This window comes from Streptomyces sp. NPDC001339 (assembly GCF_042895955.1).
Taxonomy (GTDB): domain Bacteria; phylum Actinomycetota; class Actinomycetes; order Streptomycetales; family Streptomycetaceae; genus Streptomyces.
Map to the genome: position 1 here is coordinate 386,693 of NZ_JBIAWT010000008.1, position 14,878 is coordinate 401,570.

The following is a 14,878-nucleotide window of genomic DNA, read 5'->3' on the forward strand; positions in this document are numbered from 1 at the left end:
CCGGCCGCTGGGCAGGAACGCAGAGCGAGACCGCAGAGTAGAAACCCGGGCCGCCCGGCCCTCCTTCAGCCGGGTGGCCCGGGTTTTTCCTGTCCTGCCCGGCCTCTCGCCCGACGACCTGTCCAACCCGTTCCGCGGCACGACAAAATGACCGGTGGCGCCACGAGATTGTTATTCCGCCGTGACTGCGGTACGGCGCACCGGCTCGTTACACAGGATGTGTGGAGGGAAGCATGCCAATGCCCTTGCGAGATTGATGGGGTTGCCGGGGCATTGGCATGCCGGCTGGCTGCGACACGGGGCCTGTGAAGCCGTTCATCGGCGTCGCAGGCCCCGCTCCCGTGTCCGGCAACCGCCGGGGATTCGGGCCTGGATTCGTCAATGACTGCCGACGTCAACGGTGGCCGACGCCAAAGGAATATGAGGCGCATGACGCCTTTCAGGGAATGCCATCGGGAGCTATTCGAGTGATGCGGCAGAACTCCTGATGGTGTGGCGGGTTGTTCCAATAGGGCTCCCGTTTCGGGAGTTCCGTCTCCTGAAGGGTTTCGTGATGAAGAAGATGATTGCCGGCGCCGCCGTGGCGGCGTCGCTGGTCGGTATCTCCGCTGCCGCCACACCGCAGGCCATGGCGATCGGTGACGCACACGGTGCCAAGACCGTCAACGGAAACGGGTCGAAGTCGATCTACGGCAACTCGACCACCCGCGGCAAGATGAGCACCCAGCTCGGACTCGCCCAGGGCTCCCTGAACGACCTCTGCGCCGCTCTGATCGGCGAGAAGCTCAATGTCGGTTCGCTGGTCGGCGGGGTCCCGATCACGGTTCAGGACATCAACGTGCTGGCCAACCCGCAGGTGCAGCAGTGCGTCAGTCATTCGGCGCAGGTCAAGGGCGACGAGTCGCTGTCGCACGTCCTCGACGGCCTCTTCCTCGGTTCCGGCAACGGCGGCGGTGGCGGCCGGAAGCGCTGACGGCCGACGGGTTCGGCCATACCACCGCTTGCGTCTCCGGGCGGTCGGCGCCGCGTACGCGTTGCCGGCCGCCCGGCCGTGTGAGCACCACTGAGCGCTACGAGGGTGCGTGAGTAGTACTAGGGGGTGCGGCCGACGGCCCGCACACAGGGCGTACCTTGTCGATTACGCCATGACGTCGGTGACGCCGGACCGGAGCGGGGGAGGGAGGGGCAGCCGGCCGAGCGGATCCGGCGTGCCGCTCGGCCTGCGCCACCTGGTCGAGCCGGCCGCCGGCATCCGGGACGGTTCGACCGCGGACCGCCGTACCGCTCCCGGCGGGCGGCGCTGCGGCTGGATGCGGGCCCGCGGGGGTACGACGGATCGTGTGGATCAACGCGTGAGGGCCGGCTCCGGCACGGGGCGGATCGTTCGTTCGCTCATTGGTGGGGACCCGGCTCCCCAGGCGTTTGAAGGGGCGGATCCGGTGTTTGAGGCCGAGGGGCGCGGAGGGCTGTGCCGGTCGGCATGGCCTCTGGCAAAATTACGATAAAAGCCGCGAAGGTGATGAGTCGATGAGGTGGGGCCATGCTCATTGCGCTGGCGCAGACGGATTGCGTGCTAGGTGAGGTCGAGGAGAACCTCAAGATCGCCCGTGAGCAGATCGAGCAGGCCGCGGCCCAGGGTGCCGACCTCGTCGTCTTCCCCGAACTGAGCCTGCACGGTTACCACTTGGGCGCGCTGAAGCGCGATGAGTCCATCGAGGCGAGCGATCCGAGGCTGCTGGAGCTCAGCACCCTCGGCTCCGACGTACTCGTCGGCTTCCACGAGCACACCAGCCTGCGCGCGTACAACACCGCGGCGCACTACGCGGCCGGATCGCTGCTGCACGCCCACCGCAAGCTCTACCTCCCCAACTACCTCGCCTGGGAGGAGCGCAAGCACGTCAGCCCCGGGCAGTCCCTGCGCGCGTACGAGCTGAGGCGGTCCAGGACCGGCGGCCGGGGCGCGACGCTGGTGTGCAACGACGCCTGGCAGCCGGTACTGCCGTGGCTGGCGGTGCAGGACGGTGCGGAGGTTCTGTTCGTACCGACCAACAGCGCCGCGAGCCTGGACCCGGAGGCGATGGACACCGGCCTGTACTGGGACACCCTGCTCTCCTACACCGCGCGGATGCTCCAGTGCTGGGTGGTCTTCGTCAACCGGGTCGGCAATGAGCTCGGTGCCACGTTCTGGGGCGGTTCCCGGGTGGTGGACCCGCGCGGGGCGGTGGTGGCGCAGGCGCCCAAGTGGGAGCCCTCGCTGGTCACCGTGGAGATCGACCTCGCCGAGGCGCGCCGGCAGCGCCGCGCGGTGCCGCTGGTCGCCGAGGCCCGGCTGGGCCTGATCGACCGCGAGGTGCGGCGGCTGATCGACGAGGGCGGAGACAGCTGACCGGGGCGTCGGTGTCCGGTGGCGGCGTCAGTGTCCGGCGGCCGACCCCGGCCGGGGCGCCTCGGCCGATCCCGACCCCTCGTCCTTGAGGGCCTTGGCCTCGGACTTGAGGATGCGCATCGAGCGGCCGAGGCCGCGCGCCATGTCGGGCAGCTTCTTGGAGCCGAAGAGCAGCACGAGGACCGCGACGATCAGGATCAGGTGCCAGGGCTCGAAGGCGTTGCGGAGCATCGGCGCGCTCGCTTTCGTCGGGGGTGACGGCTTCGTCGGGGGTGACGGCGGACGTTCTGTCCAGTATGACCCGGAGGGTCCGGGCGTCCGGTCCGGGGGTCGCTCCCAGGGCCGGACGCATCAGGGTCAGACGCATCAGGGTCAGACGCATCAGGACCGGGCGCATCCGCCCAGGGCCGGCCGCGGATGACGGCCGTGAGGACGGCGCGCCGGGCCGTGTAGCAGGCGACCGTCGCGCGCCGCCTGGCCGCCCCGGTCGCCTTGCGCTCTGTGTCGTACGGGCCCTCCTGCCCGTATACGTTCCGCCTCTCCTGTGCGTTCCGCTCCTCCTGTACGTTCCGCCTCTCCTGTCTGCCCTGCCGGTACCGCTTGGTCATCGGGCCCACGCCCGTCCCCTCTCTTCTCGCCGCCGCTCTCCGCGGCTCCGTATTGAAAATGGAAACCATTTCCGTACACTACTCGCATGGCTCGCAACGAACTACGTCCGGTGATCAAACTCCGGTCCACCGCCGGCACCGGGTTCACCTACGTCACCCGCAAGAACCGCCGGAACAACCCCGACCGCCTGGAACTCCGCAAGTACGACCCCGTGGCCGGCCGCCACGTCACCTTCCGAGAGGAGCGCTGAGCCGCCCGATGAAGCCTGGAATCCACCCCGCCTACGGGCCCGTCGTCTTCCGTGACCGGGCCGCCGACTTCGCCTTCCTCACCCGCTCCACCGCGACCAGCGACAAGACCATCGAGTGGGAGGACGGCAACACCTACCCCGTCATCGATGTCGAGATCTCCTCCGCGAGCCACCCCTTCTACACGGGCACCGCCCGCGTGCTGGATACCGCGGGCCGCGTCGAGCGGTTCGAGCGTCGTTACGGCAAGTCCGGTCAGTCCGGTCAGTCTGGTCAGTCCGGCGAGTCCGGCAAGAAGGCCCGCTGATGGAGCAGCTCCCCGTCGTGCTGGTGGGCGGTCTGCACGCGGACGCGCGGCGGGCCACCGTCGAGCGGCTGCTGCACACCGTCCCCGGCAGCGTGGCCCTCCATCACGACCTCGCCTCGGCGGCGGACGGCACCGTACGGCGCACCGTTCGCGATGCCGGCGGCACGCTCGACACCGGCGAGGCGCCGCTGGTCAACGACTGCGCCTGCTGTGCGCTGCGCGAGGACCTCGTGCCCGAGCTGGAGCGGCTGGCCGCCGGCCGGACCTGCCGGCTCGCCGTCGTCGAACTGTGGGACTCGGTCGAGCCCAAGGCGATGGCCGAGGTCGTCACCGCCTGCGGCAGTGCGAGCCTCGCCCTGACCGGAGTGATCACCGCCGTCGACCCGGCCCTGCTGCTGCCCTACCTCGGCTGCGGCGACGACCTCGCCGAGGCGGGCCTCGCCGCCGCGGCCTCCGACCAGCGCACCGTCGCCGACACCTGGGCGCGGCAGCTGGAGTACGCGCCGGTGCTGGCGATCGCGACGGGCGAAGAGGAGGCCGAGCCCGCCGACCTCGCGCTGCTCGCCCAGCTCCATCCCACGGCGCGGCAGGTCCCGGTCGGGTCGGGGGAGCTGGCGGCCGCCGCGCTGGCCGGCTTCGATGTGGAGGCGGCCGCGGCCCGGCAGCACCCGGCCTGCGCGCTCCTGCCGCAGGAGGCCGACGAGGAGGGCATCGGCACGCTCGTATGGCAGCACACCCGGCCCTTCCACCCCGAGCGGCTCTACACCGCCCTGGAGGACCTGACCTGCGCCGCCGCGCGCAGCCGGGGCCGGTTCTGGCTGGCCGACCGCCCGGACACCCTGCTGTCATGGGACGCGGCCGGCGGTGCGCTGTGCGTGGAGAACGCCGGGCCGTGGCTGGCGTCGCTGCCGGACGCCGCCTGGGAGATGGTGCCGCCGATGCGCCGCGCCGCGGCCGCGCTGGACTGGCACCCCGAGCACGGTGACCGTGCCCAGCACCTGGTCTTCACCTCGCCCGGGCTGGACCGCGAGAGCCTGTGCTCCCTGCTGGAGTCCTGTCTCCTCACCGACGCCGAGTACGCGGGCGGCCCGACGGCCTGGAAGAACCTGCCGGCCGCGTTCGACGCACTCCTCGACCCCGTTTCGTGATCGACGCCCTCCTCGGCCCCGTTTTGTGATCGACGCACTCCTCCACCCCGTTTCGTGATCGCGGCCCGGCCGCGCACCCGCCCTCCGTACGTACGTCAAAGGAAGTCCCATGCCCCGACGGCCCGACTCGCGCCGGAAGCTCACGCCCCGCCCCAATCCGCTGGACGCGGCGGGCATCACCTACATCGACTACAAGGACACCGACCTGCTGCGGAAGTTCATCTCGGACCGTGGCAAGATCCGTAGCCGCCGGGTCACCCGGGTCACCGCCCAGCAGCAGCGGCAGCTGGCCCGGGCGATCAAGAACGCGCGGGAGATGGCGCTGCTCCCGTACGGGTCACGGTGACCGCCGTCGCTCGCCGGCGGGGTGCCGTTCGGCGGGTGGCGGAAGGCGGTGGCCTGTGGCCGATTGCCGGGGCGCGTCGGGGGAAGGCGCTCGACGAGCTGTGACCGCCTCGGCACCGACTGTCGTGCACGTGCATCTGCGCATGCATTCGCTGGTGAACGCAGCTATGATCCCGGGCAGTTGACACCGTTTATCACCGGGAGATCCCAGTGCCCCACGCATACAACGGCATGGCCGCAACGGATCTCCATGATGTCGCCTGGCAGAAGAGCCGGCACAGCAACTCCCAGGGCTCCTGCGTGGAGTTCGCCAAACTGCCGGGTGGCGACATCGCGGTCCGGAACTCACGGTTCCCGGACGGTCCGGCGCTCATCTACACGCCGGCCGAGGTCGAGGCGATGCTGCTGGGGGTCAAGGACGGGGAGTTCGACCACCTCGTACGCGACTGAGGCTGGATACGGCCGGGTGCATATGCACGTGCATTCGGCCCCGGTCATGTAGGGCTGACACATGCGCCCGCCTCGCCCGGCGCATCGCCCGGCGGATTGATGTGCACTCCGGCGCGCAGCACGAGAGCGGGCTCCCGTCGAACACGGGCGCCCGCTCTCGTCGAAGGCAGTGGCTACGAAGGTGGCTACGAAGGTGGCTACGGCAGCCGGAAGAGCGCCCACACGATCTTGCCGTGGGTGACGCCGGACAGCGGGTGCCAGCCCCAGCCGTCGCTGAACGATTCCACCAGGTACAGCCCGCGCCCTGATTCCGCCGCGGAGTCCGCTTCGCCGCCGGTGGCGACGGGTGAGTCGTCGCTCGGGTCCCGTACGGCGCATATCAGCCGCTGTGACCAGCGCATCAGATGGAGCCGGGCGGGCGGGGTGGCGCCGGCGTGCTCCGGGGCGGCGAGGATCGCGTGCCGCAGGGCGTTGGTGACGAGTTCGGAGACGACCAGGCCCACCGAGTCGAAGAGGCCGTCGTCCAGATCCCAGCCGCGCAGGGTCTCACGCGTGAACTTCCGTGCGCAGCTCACCGATTCGTAGCGCGGCGGGAGCATGCACGAGACGGATCCGGAGACGGTCAGCGGATCGACGGGAGGAAAGCCCTGCCACAACGGCTCGAGCATGGTCAAAACCTTGGTCCCCATGCGAGGCACTCCTGGCGTTCGCGGACGTCATGGCCCTGGCCGGTCAGCCGGGCCTGGCGGATCTTTCACGAGCGTGCATGTGTGCGACACCCATGGTTCCCAATGCGTGAGACAGATGCAAGGGCAGATGCACGTGCACGCGCCGAGATTGCGGGAAAGTGACCGGATTTGACGGCAATTCTTTCCGGATTTGTTCCGGCTCCTTCGTCGTCCTGAGCGGCAGTTCTTGTGGAGAGCCTGCGCGAGCCGCACATATCAGTAATCGGATGAGCACTCAACGGAGCCTGGGCATGGCAGACTTCGCCCCACTGTTGGACGGGTGGGGGTCACAGGAGGGTCAGAGAGGTGTCCGCAAGTGAGTCGAGCGGGTCGGTGGTGCGGCGGATCCTGCTCGGGTCGCAGCTTCGCCGCCTGCGTGAATCCCGTGGGATAACCCGCGAGGCGGCCGGCTATTCGATCCGGGCGTCCGAATCGAAGATCAGCCGCATGGAGTTGGGCAGGGTGAGCTTCAAGGCGCGCGACATAGAGGACCTGCTCACCCTGTACGGAGTCGGTGACGCGCAGGAGCGGGAGGCACTGCTGTCCCTGGCACGCGAGGCCAACGTGGCGGGCTGGTGGCACAGTTACACCGATGTGCTGCCCGCGTGGTTCCAGACGTATGTGGGCCTGGAAGGAGCCACATCCCTGATCCGGGTCTACGAAGTCCAGTTCGTCCACGGGCTGTTGCAGACCGAGAGCTACGCCCAGGCCGTCGTCCGGCGCGGTATGCCCGACGCCGCTCCGGCCGACATAGACCGCCGGGTCGCCCTGCGCATGGAACGCCAGAAGCTGCTCGTGGCCGAACGGCCGGCGGAGTTCCACTGTGTACTGGACGAGGCCGCGCTGCGCCGCCCGTACGGTGATCGTCAGGTCATGCGCGAACAGCTGCGGCATCTGATCGAGGTGTCCGAGCGCCCGAATGTGCGTCTTCAGGTCATGCCGTTCAGCCTGGGCGGGCACGCCGGTGAATTCGGCGCCTTCACCATGCTGGGATTCCAGGAATCCGGACTGCCGGACGTCGTCTTCATGGAACAACTCACCAGTGCGCTCTATCTGGACAAGCCCGAAGAGGTCGCCCAGTACGGGCGGGTGATGGACCGGCTACAGGCGGAAGGTCCGGGTCCCGCGGAGACCAGGGACATCCTGCGTGGTCTACTCCAACTTATGTGACGCGTCGGTAGGATGGCGAACCATCAGGAGTCAGCACCCCCCAACTAGGCACCTCGCGTGCCCTGTTCTCCAGATCGGGATGGCATGTCCTACTTCGACGAGTTGGCCTATCAGTTCATCGACGGTGAGTGGCGCTCCGGAAGCGGCTCGTGGGACATCGTCGACTTCAACCCTTATAACGGGGAAAAGCTCACCTCTATACCCGTCGCCACGGTCGAGGAGATCGATCAGGCCTACCGTGCCGCCGAGCGCGCGCAGCGGGAATGGGGCGCCGTCAACCCGTACACCCGCCGCACGGTCTTCGAACGCATGCTGCGGATCATCGACGACCGCGAGGCGGAGCTGTCCGAGGCGATCACCGCCGAGGTCGGCGGCACCCTCACCAAGGCGGCCTTCGAGCTCCACCTCGCCAGGGAGTTCCTCCGCGAGTCGATCCAACTCGCGCTGCGCCCCGAGGGCCGCATCCTGCCCTCGCCCATCGACGGCAAGGAGAACCGCCTCTACCGGCTGCCGGTCGGCGTCGTCTGCGTCATCAGCCCCTTCAACTTCCCCTTCCTGCTCTCGCTCAAGTCCGTCGCCCCGGCCATCGCGCTCGGGAACGCCGTCGTCCTCAAACCGCACCAGAACACCCCGATCTGCGGTGGCGGGCTGGTCGCCAGGATCTTCGAGGAGGCCGGGCTGCCGGCCGGTGTGCTCAACGTCGTCGTCACCGACATCGCCGAGGTCGGCGACGCGCTGATCGACCACCCCGTGCCCAAGACCATCTCCTTCACCGGCTCGGAGCGCGTCGGCCGGCACGTCGCCACCGTCGCCGCCGCCCACTTCAAGCACTCGATTCTCGAACTGGGCGGCAACAGCGCCCTGGTGGTCCTCGACGACGCCGACCTCGACTACGCCGTGGACGCCGCGGTCTTCAGCCGCTTCGTCCACCAGGGCCAGGTCTGCATGGCCGCCAACCGGGTACTCGTGGACCGCTCCGTGGAGCGGGAGTTCACCGAGAAGTTCGTCACCAAGGTCGCGTCCCTGAAGGTCGGCGACCCCACCGACCCGCAGACCCATATCGGCCCGCTGATCAACGAGGGCCAGGCCGAGGCCGTCTCCTCACTGGTGGACCGCGCGGTCGCCGAGGGCGCCTCGGCCCTCCTGCGCGGCGAGACCAGGGGCACACTCGTCGCGCCGAGCGTGCTCGGCGGCCTGCCGGCGGACTCCCCGCTGCTGACCCAGGAGATCTTCGGCCCCGTCGTCATGCTGATTCCCTTCGACGGCGACGACGAGGCCGTACGGATCACCAACGCCACGCCGTACGGGCTCAGCGGCGCCGTGCACACCGGCGACATCGAGCGCGGCGTGCGGTTCGCCAAGCGCATCGACACCGGGATGTTCCACGTCAATGACGCCACGGTGCACGACGAGCCGATCGTGCCCTTCGGCGGGGAGAAGAGCTCGGGTGTGGGGCGGCTGAACGGTGAGGCGATGGTGGAGGCGTTCACCACCACCAAGTGGATCTCCATTCAGCATGGGCGGTCGCGATTCCCGTTCTGAGCCTTCCGGTAGGGCGGTGGGGGATCCGGGACAGCGGCTCCGAGATCTAGGACAGTGGCTGTCCGCTTTCCCCTCTAGCGTGAGGGAAGCCGGAAGGGCGGCGGCGGAGGGCCGGCCGCCCAGAGATGTCGGGAAAGGCGGACCCCATGCCCACACACGTTCTCGCGGAGGCGCACGGTGACGAGACCGGAGCGCTGCTCTCCTTCCTGGAGGCGCAGCGCGGTGGGCTGCGACGGGCGGTCCTCGGGCTGACCGAGGCCCAGGTGACCGAGCGGCCCAGTGCCAGTGAGCTCTCGCTGGCCGGACTGGTCAAGCATGTCGCGGAGGTCGAGCAGCGCTGGGTGGAGACCGCACAGCAGCGGCCGCACGCCATCGAGCGGGACGAGAGCAACTGGCATCTCAGCTTCCAGCTGGAGGACGGGGAGACGCTGGCCGGTGTGCTGGAGTTCTGGGACGGTGCCGCCCGGCGGACCGAGGAGTTCATCCGGTCCGTACCGAGCCTGAACGACACCTTCCCGCTCCCCGAGGCGCCGTGGTTCCCGCCGAACACCCGGCAGTCGATGCGCTGGCTGCTGCTCCATCTGATCGAGGAGACCGCCCGGCACGCCGGTCACGCGGACATCATCCGTGAGTCCCTGGACGGTGCGACGGCCTTCGAGCTGGTGGACCGGGAGCGGCAGCAGGGAGAGCAGTAGGGAGAGCAGCGGGGAGGGCAGTAGGGAGGGCGGTGGCGCGGGGGGAGCAATAGCCTGGAGGGCATGTCAGTGATCCGTCTTCTGGTGCTCGGAGCCGTCCGGCAGCACGGCCGTGCCCACGGCTATCAGGTACGCAGTGACCTGGAGTACTGGGGCGCCCATGAGTGGTCCAATGCCAAGCCCGGCTCGATCTACCACGCGCTCAAACAGATGGCGAAGCAGGGCCTGCTGCACGCCCATGAGACCGCGCCGTCCGTTGCCGGCGGGCCGCCGCGCACCGAGTACGAGATCACGGAGCGGGGTACGCAGGAGTACTTCACGCTGCTGCGCGGCTCCCTGACCGCGTACGACCAGAAGCCCGATGTGCTGGCGGCCGCGCTCGGCTTCCTCGTCGACCTGGACCGCGCGGAGGCCCTGGAACTCCTGGAGGAACGGGTACGGGGCATCGCGGAGTGGCGTGCCTCGGTCACCGAGTACTACACGCCCGAGGGGGGGCCGGGGCAGCTCGGTCATATCGGGGAGATCATGAATTACTGGGTCCACTCGGCGGATGCCGGAGCCGAGTGGACCCGTGGGCTGATCGAGCGGATCAAGGGCGGGGCGTATGTCTTCGCCGGTGAGGGCGAGCCGTTCATCGGGGTGCTCAGGGAGGGGCAGGAGAACCCGTATGCGACGGGGGAGGTCCATCCTGGGGACGCCCGTTGAGCGGTTCTCCTTGGGAAACGCGACGTCAGTGGTGGAAGGCCGTTGCCACGTTCTCCGGGCGCTGCAAGGGGCCCGACTGCCGGCGTAGTTCGGTCAGCAGATCTTCCAGGTCGGAGAGGAACAGGTCGGCCAGGTCCTGGGAGAAGCCGTTGCGGCAGACGATCCGCAGGACGGAGAGGTCCTGGCGGTCGGGCGGGAAGGTGTAGGCCGGCACCAGCCAGCCGCGTTCCTTGATCCGCCGGGACACGTCGAAGACGTCGAACGCCTTGACGTCGTCCGCGGTGGTGAAGGCGAAGACCGGCAGTTGGTCGCCGCGGGTGAGGAGTGTGAAGTCGCCCAGTGCGCCGATGCGTTCGGCCAGGGAGCAGGCCACGTCCCGCGTCGTCTGCTGTACGGCGCGGTAGCCGGCCCGGCCGAGTCGCAGAAAGGTGTAGTACTGGGCGGCGACCTGGGCGCCGGGCCGGGAGAAGTTGAGCGCGAAGGTCGGCATATCGCCGCCCAGGTAGTTGACTCGGGAGATCAGCTCCTCGGGGAGCGCCGCTTCGTCGCGCCACAGCGCCCAGCCGACGCCGGGGTAGACGAGGCCGTACTTGTGGCCGGAGGTGTTGATGGAGGCGACCCGGGGCAGCCGGAAGTCCCACACCAGCTCCGGGTCGAGGAACGGTGCGATCATGGCGCCGGACGCGCCGTCCACATGGACCGGGATGTCCCACCCTTTCCGTTCCTGGAGCTCGTCCAGGGCAGTACAGATCTCGGCCACCGGCTCGTACGACCCGTCGAAGGTCGAGCCGAGGACCGCCACCACGCCGATGGTGTTCTCGTCGCAGAGTGCGGCGGCGGATTCCGCGTCCAGGTGGAAGTGGTCGTCCCGCATCGGGACCTGGCGGGCCTCGACCTCCCAGAAGTTGCAGAACTTCTCCCAGCAGACCTGGACGTTGGCGCCCATGACGAGATTGGGCCGGGCCGTGGCCGGATAGCGGTCCGCGTTGCGCCGCATCCAGCGCCGTTTGAGCGCCATCCCGGCGAGCATGCAGGCCTCGCTGGATCCGGTGGTGGAGCAGCCGACGGCGGCGGCCGGGTCGGGGGCGTGCCAGAGGTCGGCGAGCATCGCCACGCACCGCTCCTCCAGTTCGGCGGTGCGCGGGTACTCGTCCTTGTCGATCATGTTCTTGTCCCGGCACTCCGCCATCAGAACGCCGGCCTGCGTCTCCATCCAGGTGGTGACGAACGTCGCGAGGTTGAGCCGGGAGTTGCCGTCCAGCATCAGCTCGTCGTGGACGAACTGATAGGCGGTGTGCGGGGAGACCGGGCCGTCGGGCAGGGCGTGACGGGGTGGCGCGGTGTCCATTCCGGCGATCGGGTCGGCCTCGCCGTAGAAGGGGTTGACGGGGTGGGCGGCGGGGTGACGGGGACCCCTGGGCGCCGAGGCTCCTTTGTGCAGAGTCATTCAGTTCACCGGAGTCTGGGGGAGGTCCTGGCGGCCCGGCGAGCCGTGGAATTCGCGGCTGTCGCGGCCGTCGTGGCCGTCGTGGTGGAGGTCGTGGAGGCCGTGCTTGATGGCTTTGGTGAACTTGACGACGCGCTCCGCCTGGACGCGGGCGGCGACGCGCGCGATGTCGTCGGGCGGGGTCTCCGGGCCGCCGACGTGCGAGGTGCCGTACGGGTTGCCGTCGGTGAACTTCGCCGCGTCGGTGTAGCCCGGGGCGATGAGGATGCCGCCGAAGTGGTGGATGGTCTGGTAGAGCGCGAGGAGGGTGGACTCCTGGCCGCCGTGCGGGGAGGCACTCGCGGTGAAGCCGCTGTAGACCTTGTCGGCCAGTCTGCCCTCGTGCCAGAGCCCGCCGAGGGTGTCGAGGTACTGCTTGAGCTGGGAGGACACGTTCCCGAAGCGGGTCGGGGTGCCGAAGATGACCGCGTCCGCCCAGAGGATGTCCTCGTGGGTGGCCTCCAGGATGTCTTCGGTGGCGGCGGCGTTGGCCGCCCAGGCCGGGTTGGCATCGATGGCCGTCTGCGGGGCGAGTTCGGCGGTGCGGCGCAGGCGTACGTCGGCACCGGCGTGCTCGGCGGCGTCCGCGATCCAGCGGGCCAGCTCGGCGACGGTGCCGGTGGAGGAGTAGTAGATGACGGCAACGTGGATGTCGTGCACGGGTACCGGCGTGCGCATGGCTACGCACCTCCCTCCTGGATCCCGTGGCTCCCGACAATACGGGCGTAAAGGGCGCTTGGCGTGTCCGGTACGGCCGGGGGAGGGAGGCGGTGGCCGTACGACTGCGAGCGCCCCGCCGGGGTCTCAGCTGTGCATGCGCCACACGCCCCAGATGCCCAGCATGAGGACGACCGCGGTGCACATCTGCATGCAGAATTTCATGGACGGCAGGGAAGTGTCTCCGAAGAGGCGGGCGTCCCTCGCCATTTTCTGCAGTTCCTTGCGGTGCCCGGCCATGCCGAGTGGGGGAATGAGGATAGTGGCCGAGTAGAGGCCGAGTGTTTGGTCGAGGGTGAGCGGATGCCTGCTGTGCGCGGTGAGCGCCGCTATCAGCGCAAAGGCGGCGGGAACAGCTGTCATGATCTTCTTGGCGCGGGCCGTAGGCATGAAGGGCACGCAGACGGCCAGGCACACTGCCGTTGCTCCGGCGGCGATGAGCCACCAGGTGTCCGTGGATATGTGCGGCGCGTGCAACAGTCTCTCCCTCAAGGGCGGGCGGGCGTCGCCCCCTCGGGGGCACCGCCAATCCTAAAGTTCCCATGCACGGGTATACGTCCCGTACATCATGTACGGGACGTATGGGACAGGGGAGGGGGAGAGAAGGGGAGGGGGCGGCTCAGCGCATCCAGGCCGGCTCCAGCGCCCGCAGCTCGTCGCGGTGCGCCCGTACGATCTGGAAGAAGGCGTCCGGATCGCGCTCGAACAGCTCCGACAGCGTGGCGTAGAGGCTGTACGCCTCGGCGGTCAGTTCGTACGAGCACCGCTCGGCGAGGCAGCGCCACCAGTCAGGAGACGCGGCTACCAGATCGCTGCCGCACTGGGGGCAGGACAGGCTCCCGGCATGCTGTTCCCGCACCCGTAGCATCGCCACCATCCTCCCGGTCCCCGCACCATCTGCTGTCCGCACTTGTTGCACGACATGTGGTCCTCCTGGGGGGTGCGACCTGCGTATGGCCCCCGTGACGGAACGGGGGCCATTGTCCGCGCCTCGGCCCGCACGTGCCAGTGGCAGGTCGCCCGGATGGCGGCATCACGCCAGGGTCATGCGAGGCCTGGGGTGTCGGCGTTCTTGACGGCGGAGACGAAGGAAGACCAGGCGGCGGCGGGGAAGACGATCGCCGGGCCGTGGGGGTCTTTGCTGTCGCGGACGGGGACGATGCCGGGGAGGTTGTCGACTACTTCGACGCAGTCGCCGCCGGAGCCGTTGCTGTAGCTGCTCCTGCGCCAGAAGGCCGTGCTCAAGTCAAGTCGTTTGCTTGCCATTTCGGTAATCCTCTGCCGCTTCCTCGATCATGGCGAGGGACGCCTTTGGCGGCAGCGCGGCGGCCCTTAGCAGATCGTACGACGTGCGGTACTCCTCCACGAGGGCCGGATCGTCGATGGTGTCCCCGCTGTGCAGCGATTCCGTGTAGATCAGCGGCGGGGCGTCCGAGAAGGCCATGATCTTGGCGGTGCCGAACATGAAGGGATGCGGCCCGCAATTCAGCGGAAGGATTTGTGGAACGATCCGACGACGCCGGGCCAGCGCCGCGATGTGGTCGAGCTGTTCCGCCATCCCCTCTGGGGGAAGGATGGGGTGGCGCAGCAGCGATTCATGCAGGATCGCCCAGTACATGGGGACTTTGTGGTCGTCCTCGAAGAGCCGGGCTCGGGCCATGCGGGCGTCGACCTTCTCGTCCGTCTCCTCGTCGGGCGCCAAGGGGTGCGTCGCCTGCACCACTGCTCGCGCGTACGCCGGGCTCTGCAACAGGCCGGGAATGACGGTGGGGCACCACTCCTCGATGGTCTTCGCCCGCTTCTCTGCCTCCAGGATGTGCTCGAAGTAGGCGGCGTGGCCCCTCCACTTCGCCTTCCGTACGTCCTCGCAGCAGCGCTTGAAGAATCCGTCCGTCTTCAGCACCTTGTCCACGTGCTCGGCCAGATCCGCCGGCATCCGCCGCTCGCCCCGCTCGATCTCGCTGAGGTGGCTCAGGCCGTAGAAGCTGCCATCCACCAACTGTTGGAGCGTGAGGCCTGCTTGCTCCCGCTTCCAGCGCAACTCCTTTCCGTAGAAGCAAGGGACGCTCTCCGACCCATCGATGTCCTTGCGCCGCACCATGGCTCACCGCCGTTCCACAACCGCCTTGCCCCGTTCCGCACTCCGCGACCGGGAGCCCAAATCCCTTTCACGCTACGTGGCGTCACGTCACTCTGTGAGCGGTTCACCTGATTCCTCCGAGGATGCCCGTCCTTTAGGGCGGGGAGGAATCGGACTCCTGCGGAGCAGGGCAGAGGTAGCCGAATCGCCGTCAGGGCGATTCGGTGTCCACCCCAGTGCGGGGCGAGGAAGCCCATCAAGA

At 68.8% G+C, this 14,878-nt stretch carries 19 protein-coding genes; 11 read left to right on the forward strand and 8 right to left on the reverse strand.

The genetic code is table 11. The annotated features are described in order from the left end of the window. Positions 1 to 553 precede the first annotated feature (553 nt). Both ACFY12_RS25435 and ACFY12_RS25440 read left to right on the forward strand, forming a co-directional pair. The gene (locus tag ACFY12_RS25435; protein ID WP_390718193.1) at positions 554 to 973 is read left to right on the forward strand and encodes a rodlin; all 420 of its coding nucleotides are present in this window, start codon (positions 554 to 556) and stop codon (positions 971 to 973) included. Positions 974 to 1,540: 567 nt separating this feature from the next. Beyond that, positions 1,541 to 2,386 carry a nitrilase-related carbon-nitrogen hydrolase gene (locus tag ACFY12_RS25440; protein ID WP_390718194.1) on the forward strand — a complete coding sequence of 282 codons (846 nt, stop codon included), beginning with the start codon at positions 1,541 to 1,543 and terminating at the stop codon, positions 2,384 to 2,386. Positions 2,387 to 2,413: 27 nt separating this feature from the next. Here ACFY12_RS25440 and tatA read toward each other — a convergent pair whose 3' ends face one another. Then, the gene (tatA, locus tag ACFY12_RS25445) at positions 2,414 to 2,617 is read right to left on the reverse strand and encodes a Sec-independent protein translocase subunit TatA (protein ID WP_390718195.1); all 204 of its coding nucleotides are present in this window, start codon (positions 2,615 to 2,617) and stop codon (positions 2,414 to 2,416) included. Between the two features lie 463 nt (positions 2,618 to 3,080). Here tatA and rpmG point away from each other — a divergent pair, with 463 nt between their 5' ends. From rpmG to ACFY12_RS25470, 5 genes are all read left to right on the forward strand, one after another. Next, complete coding sequence (gene rpmG, locus ACFY12_RS25450) at positions 3,081 to 3,245, forward strand: 50S ribosomal protein L33 (RefSeq protein WP_066933602.1); 165 nt, start codon at positions 3,081 to 3,083, stop codon at positions 3,243 to 3,245. 8 nt (positions 3,246 to 3,253) lie between these two features. After that, positions 3,254 to 3,550, forward strand: a complete 297-nt coding sequence (locus ACFY12_RS25455) for a type B 50S ribosomal protein L31 (RefSeq protein WP_390718196.1) — start codon at positions 3,254 to 3,256, stop codon at positions 3,548 to 3,550. Continuing rightward, the gene (locus ACFY12_RS25460) at positions 3,550 to 4,698 is read left to right on the forward strand and encodes a GTP-binding protein (protein WP_390718197.1); all 1,149 of its coding nucleotides are present in this window, start codon (positions 3,550 to 3,552) and stop codon (positions 4,696 to 4,698) included. Before ACFY12_RS25455 ends, ACFY12_RS25460 begins: the two co-directional genes overlap by 1 nt. Before the next feature lie 109 nt (positions 4,699 to 4,807). Then, positions 4,808 to 5,044, forward strand: a complete 237-nt coding sequence (gene rpsR, locus ACFY12_RS25465; RefSeq protein ID WP_390718198.1) for a 30S ribosomal protein S18 — start codon at positions 4,808 to 4,810, stop codon at positions 5,042 to 5,044. 209 nt (positions 5,045 to 5,253) lie between these two features. Further along, entirely contained in the window at positions 5,254 to 5,493 is a 240-nt protein-coding gene (locus ACFY12_RS25470; protein ID WP_390718199.1) for a DUF397 domain-containing protein, read from the forward strand. A gap of 197 nt (positions 5,494 to 5,690) precedes the next feature. Here ACFY12_RS25470 and ACFY12_RS25475 read toward each other — a convergent pair whose 3' ends face one another. Next, the gene (locus tag ACFY12_RS25475; RefSeq protein ID WP_390718200.1) at positions 5,691 to 6,182 is read right to left on the reverse strand and encodes an ATP-binding protein; all 492 of its coding nucleotides are present in this window, start codon (positions 6,180 to 6,182) and stop codon (positions 5,691 to 5,693) included. 345 nt (positions 6,183 to 6,527) lie between these two features. Here ACFY12_RS25475 and ACFY12_RS25480 point away from each other — a divergent pair, with 345 nt between their 5' ends. From ACFY12_RS25480 to ACFY12_RS25495, 4 genes are all read left to right on the forward strand, one after another. Continuing rightward, on the forward strand, positions 6,528 to 7,391 hold the full coding sequence (locus ACFY12_RS25480; RefSeq protein WP_390718201.1) for a helix-turn-helix domain-containing protein: 864 nt from the start codon (positions 6,528 to 6,530) through the stop codon (positions 7,389 to 7,391). A gap of 84 nt (positions 7,392 to 7,475) precedes the next feature. Next, a complete protein-coding gene (locus ACFY12_RS25485; protein ID WP_390718202.1) occupies positions 7,476 to 8,933 on the forward strand; it encodes an aldehyde dehydrogenase family protein in 1,458 nt (485 codons plus the stop codon). A gap of 146 nt (positions 8,934 to 9,079) precedes the next feature. After that, on the forward strand, positions 9,080 to 9,628 hold the full coding sequence (locus tag ACFY12_RS25490; RefSeq protein ID WP_390718203.1) for a DinB family protein: 549 nt from the start codon (positions 9,080 to 9,082) through the stop codon (positions 9,626 to 9,628). A 63-nt stretch (positions 9,629 to 9,691) separates the two neighbouring features. Then, positions 9,692 to 10,333: a PadR family transcriptional regulator gene (locus ACFY12_RS25495; protein WP_390718204.1), complete on the forward strand. Its 642-nt coding sequence runs from the start codon at positions 9,692 to 9,694 to the stop codon at positions 10,331 to 10,333. 25 nt (positions 10,334 to 10,358) lie between these two features. On the opposite strand, the gene ACFY12_RS25500 is transcribed toward ACFY12_RS25495, so the two are convergent. The 6 genes from ACFY12_RS25500 to ACFY12_RS25525 all read right to left on the reverse strand — a co-directional run bounded on the left by ACFY12_RS25500 (position 10,359) and on the right by ACFY12_RS25525 (position 14,637). Continuing rightward, a complete protein-coding gene (locus ACFY12_RS25500) occupies positions 10,359 to 11,780 on the reverse strand; it encodes a glutamate decarboxylase (RefSeq protein WP_390718205.1) in 1,422 nt (473 codons plus the stop codon). After that, positions 11,781 to 12,497 carry an NAD(P)H:quinone oxidoreductase gene (gene wrbA, locus ACFY12_RS25505; RefSeq protein WP_390718206.1) on the reverse strand — a complete coding sequence of 239 codons (717 nt, stop codon included), beginning with the start codon at positions 12,495 to 12,497 and terminating at the stop codon, positions 11,781 to 11,783. It lies immediately after the preceding gene. 126 nt (positions 12,498 to 12,623) lie between these two features. After that, a complete protein-coding gene (locus ACFY12_RS25510) occupies positions 12,624 to 13,013 on the reverse strand; it encodes a hypothetical protein (RefSeq protein ID WP_390718207.1) in 390 nt (129 codons plus the stop codon). A gap of 142 nt (positions 13,014 to 13,155) precedes the next feature. Then, a complete protein-coding gene (locus ACFY12_RS25515) occupies positions 13,156 to 13,413 on the reverse strand; it encodes a hypothetical protein (RefSeq protein ID WP_390718208.1) in 258 nt (85 codons plus the stop codon). Positions 13,414 to 13,580: 167 nt separating this feature from the next. Continuing rightward, the gene (locus ACFY12_RS25520; RefSeq protein ID WP_390718209.1) at positions 13,581 to 13,802 is read right to left on the reverse strand and encodes a DUF397 domain-containing protein; all 222 of its coding nucleotides are present in this window, start codon (positions 13,800 to 13,802) and stop codon (positions 13,581 to 13,583) included. Continuing rightward, positions 13,783 to 14,637, reverse strand: a complete 855-nt coding sequence (locus ACFY12_RS25525; RefSeq protein WP_390718210.1) for a helix-turn-helix domain-containing protein — start codon at positions 14,635 to 14,637, stop codon at positions 13,783 to 13,785. Before ACFY12_RS25525 ends, ACFY12_RS25520 begins: the two co-directional genes overlap by 20 nt. Positions 14,638 to 14,878: the final 241 nt, after the last annotated feature.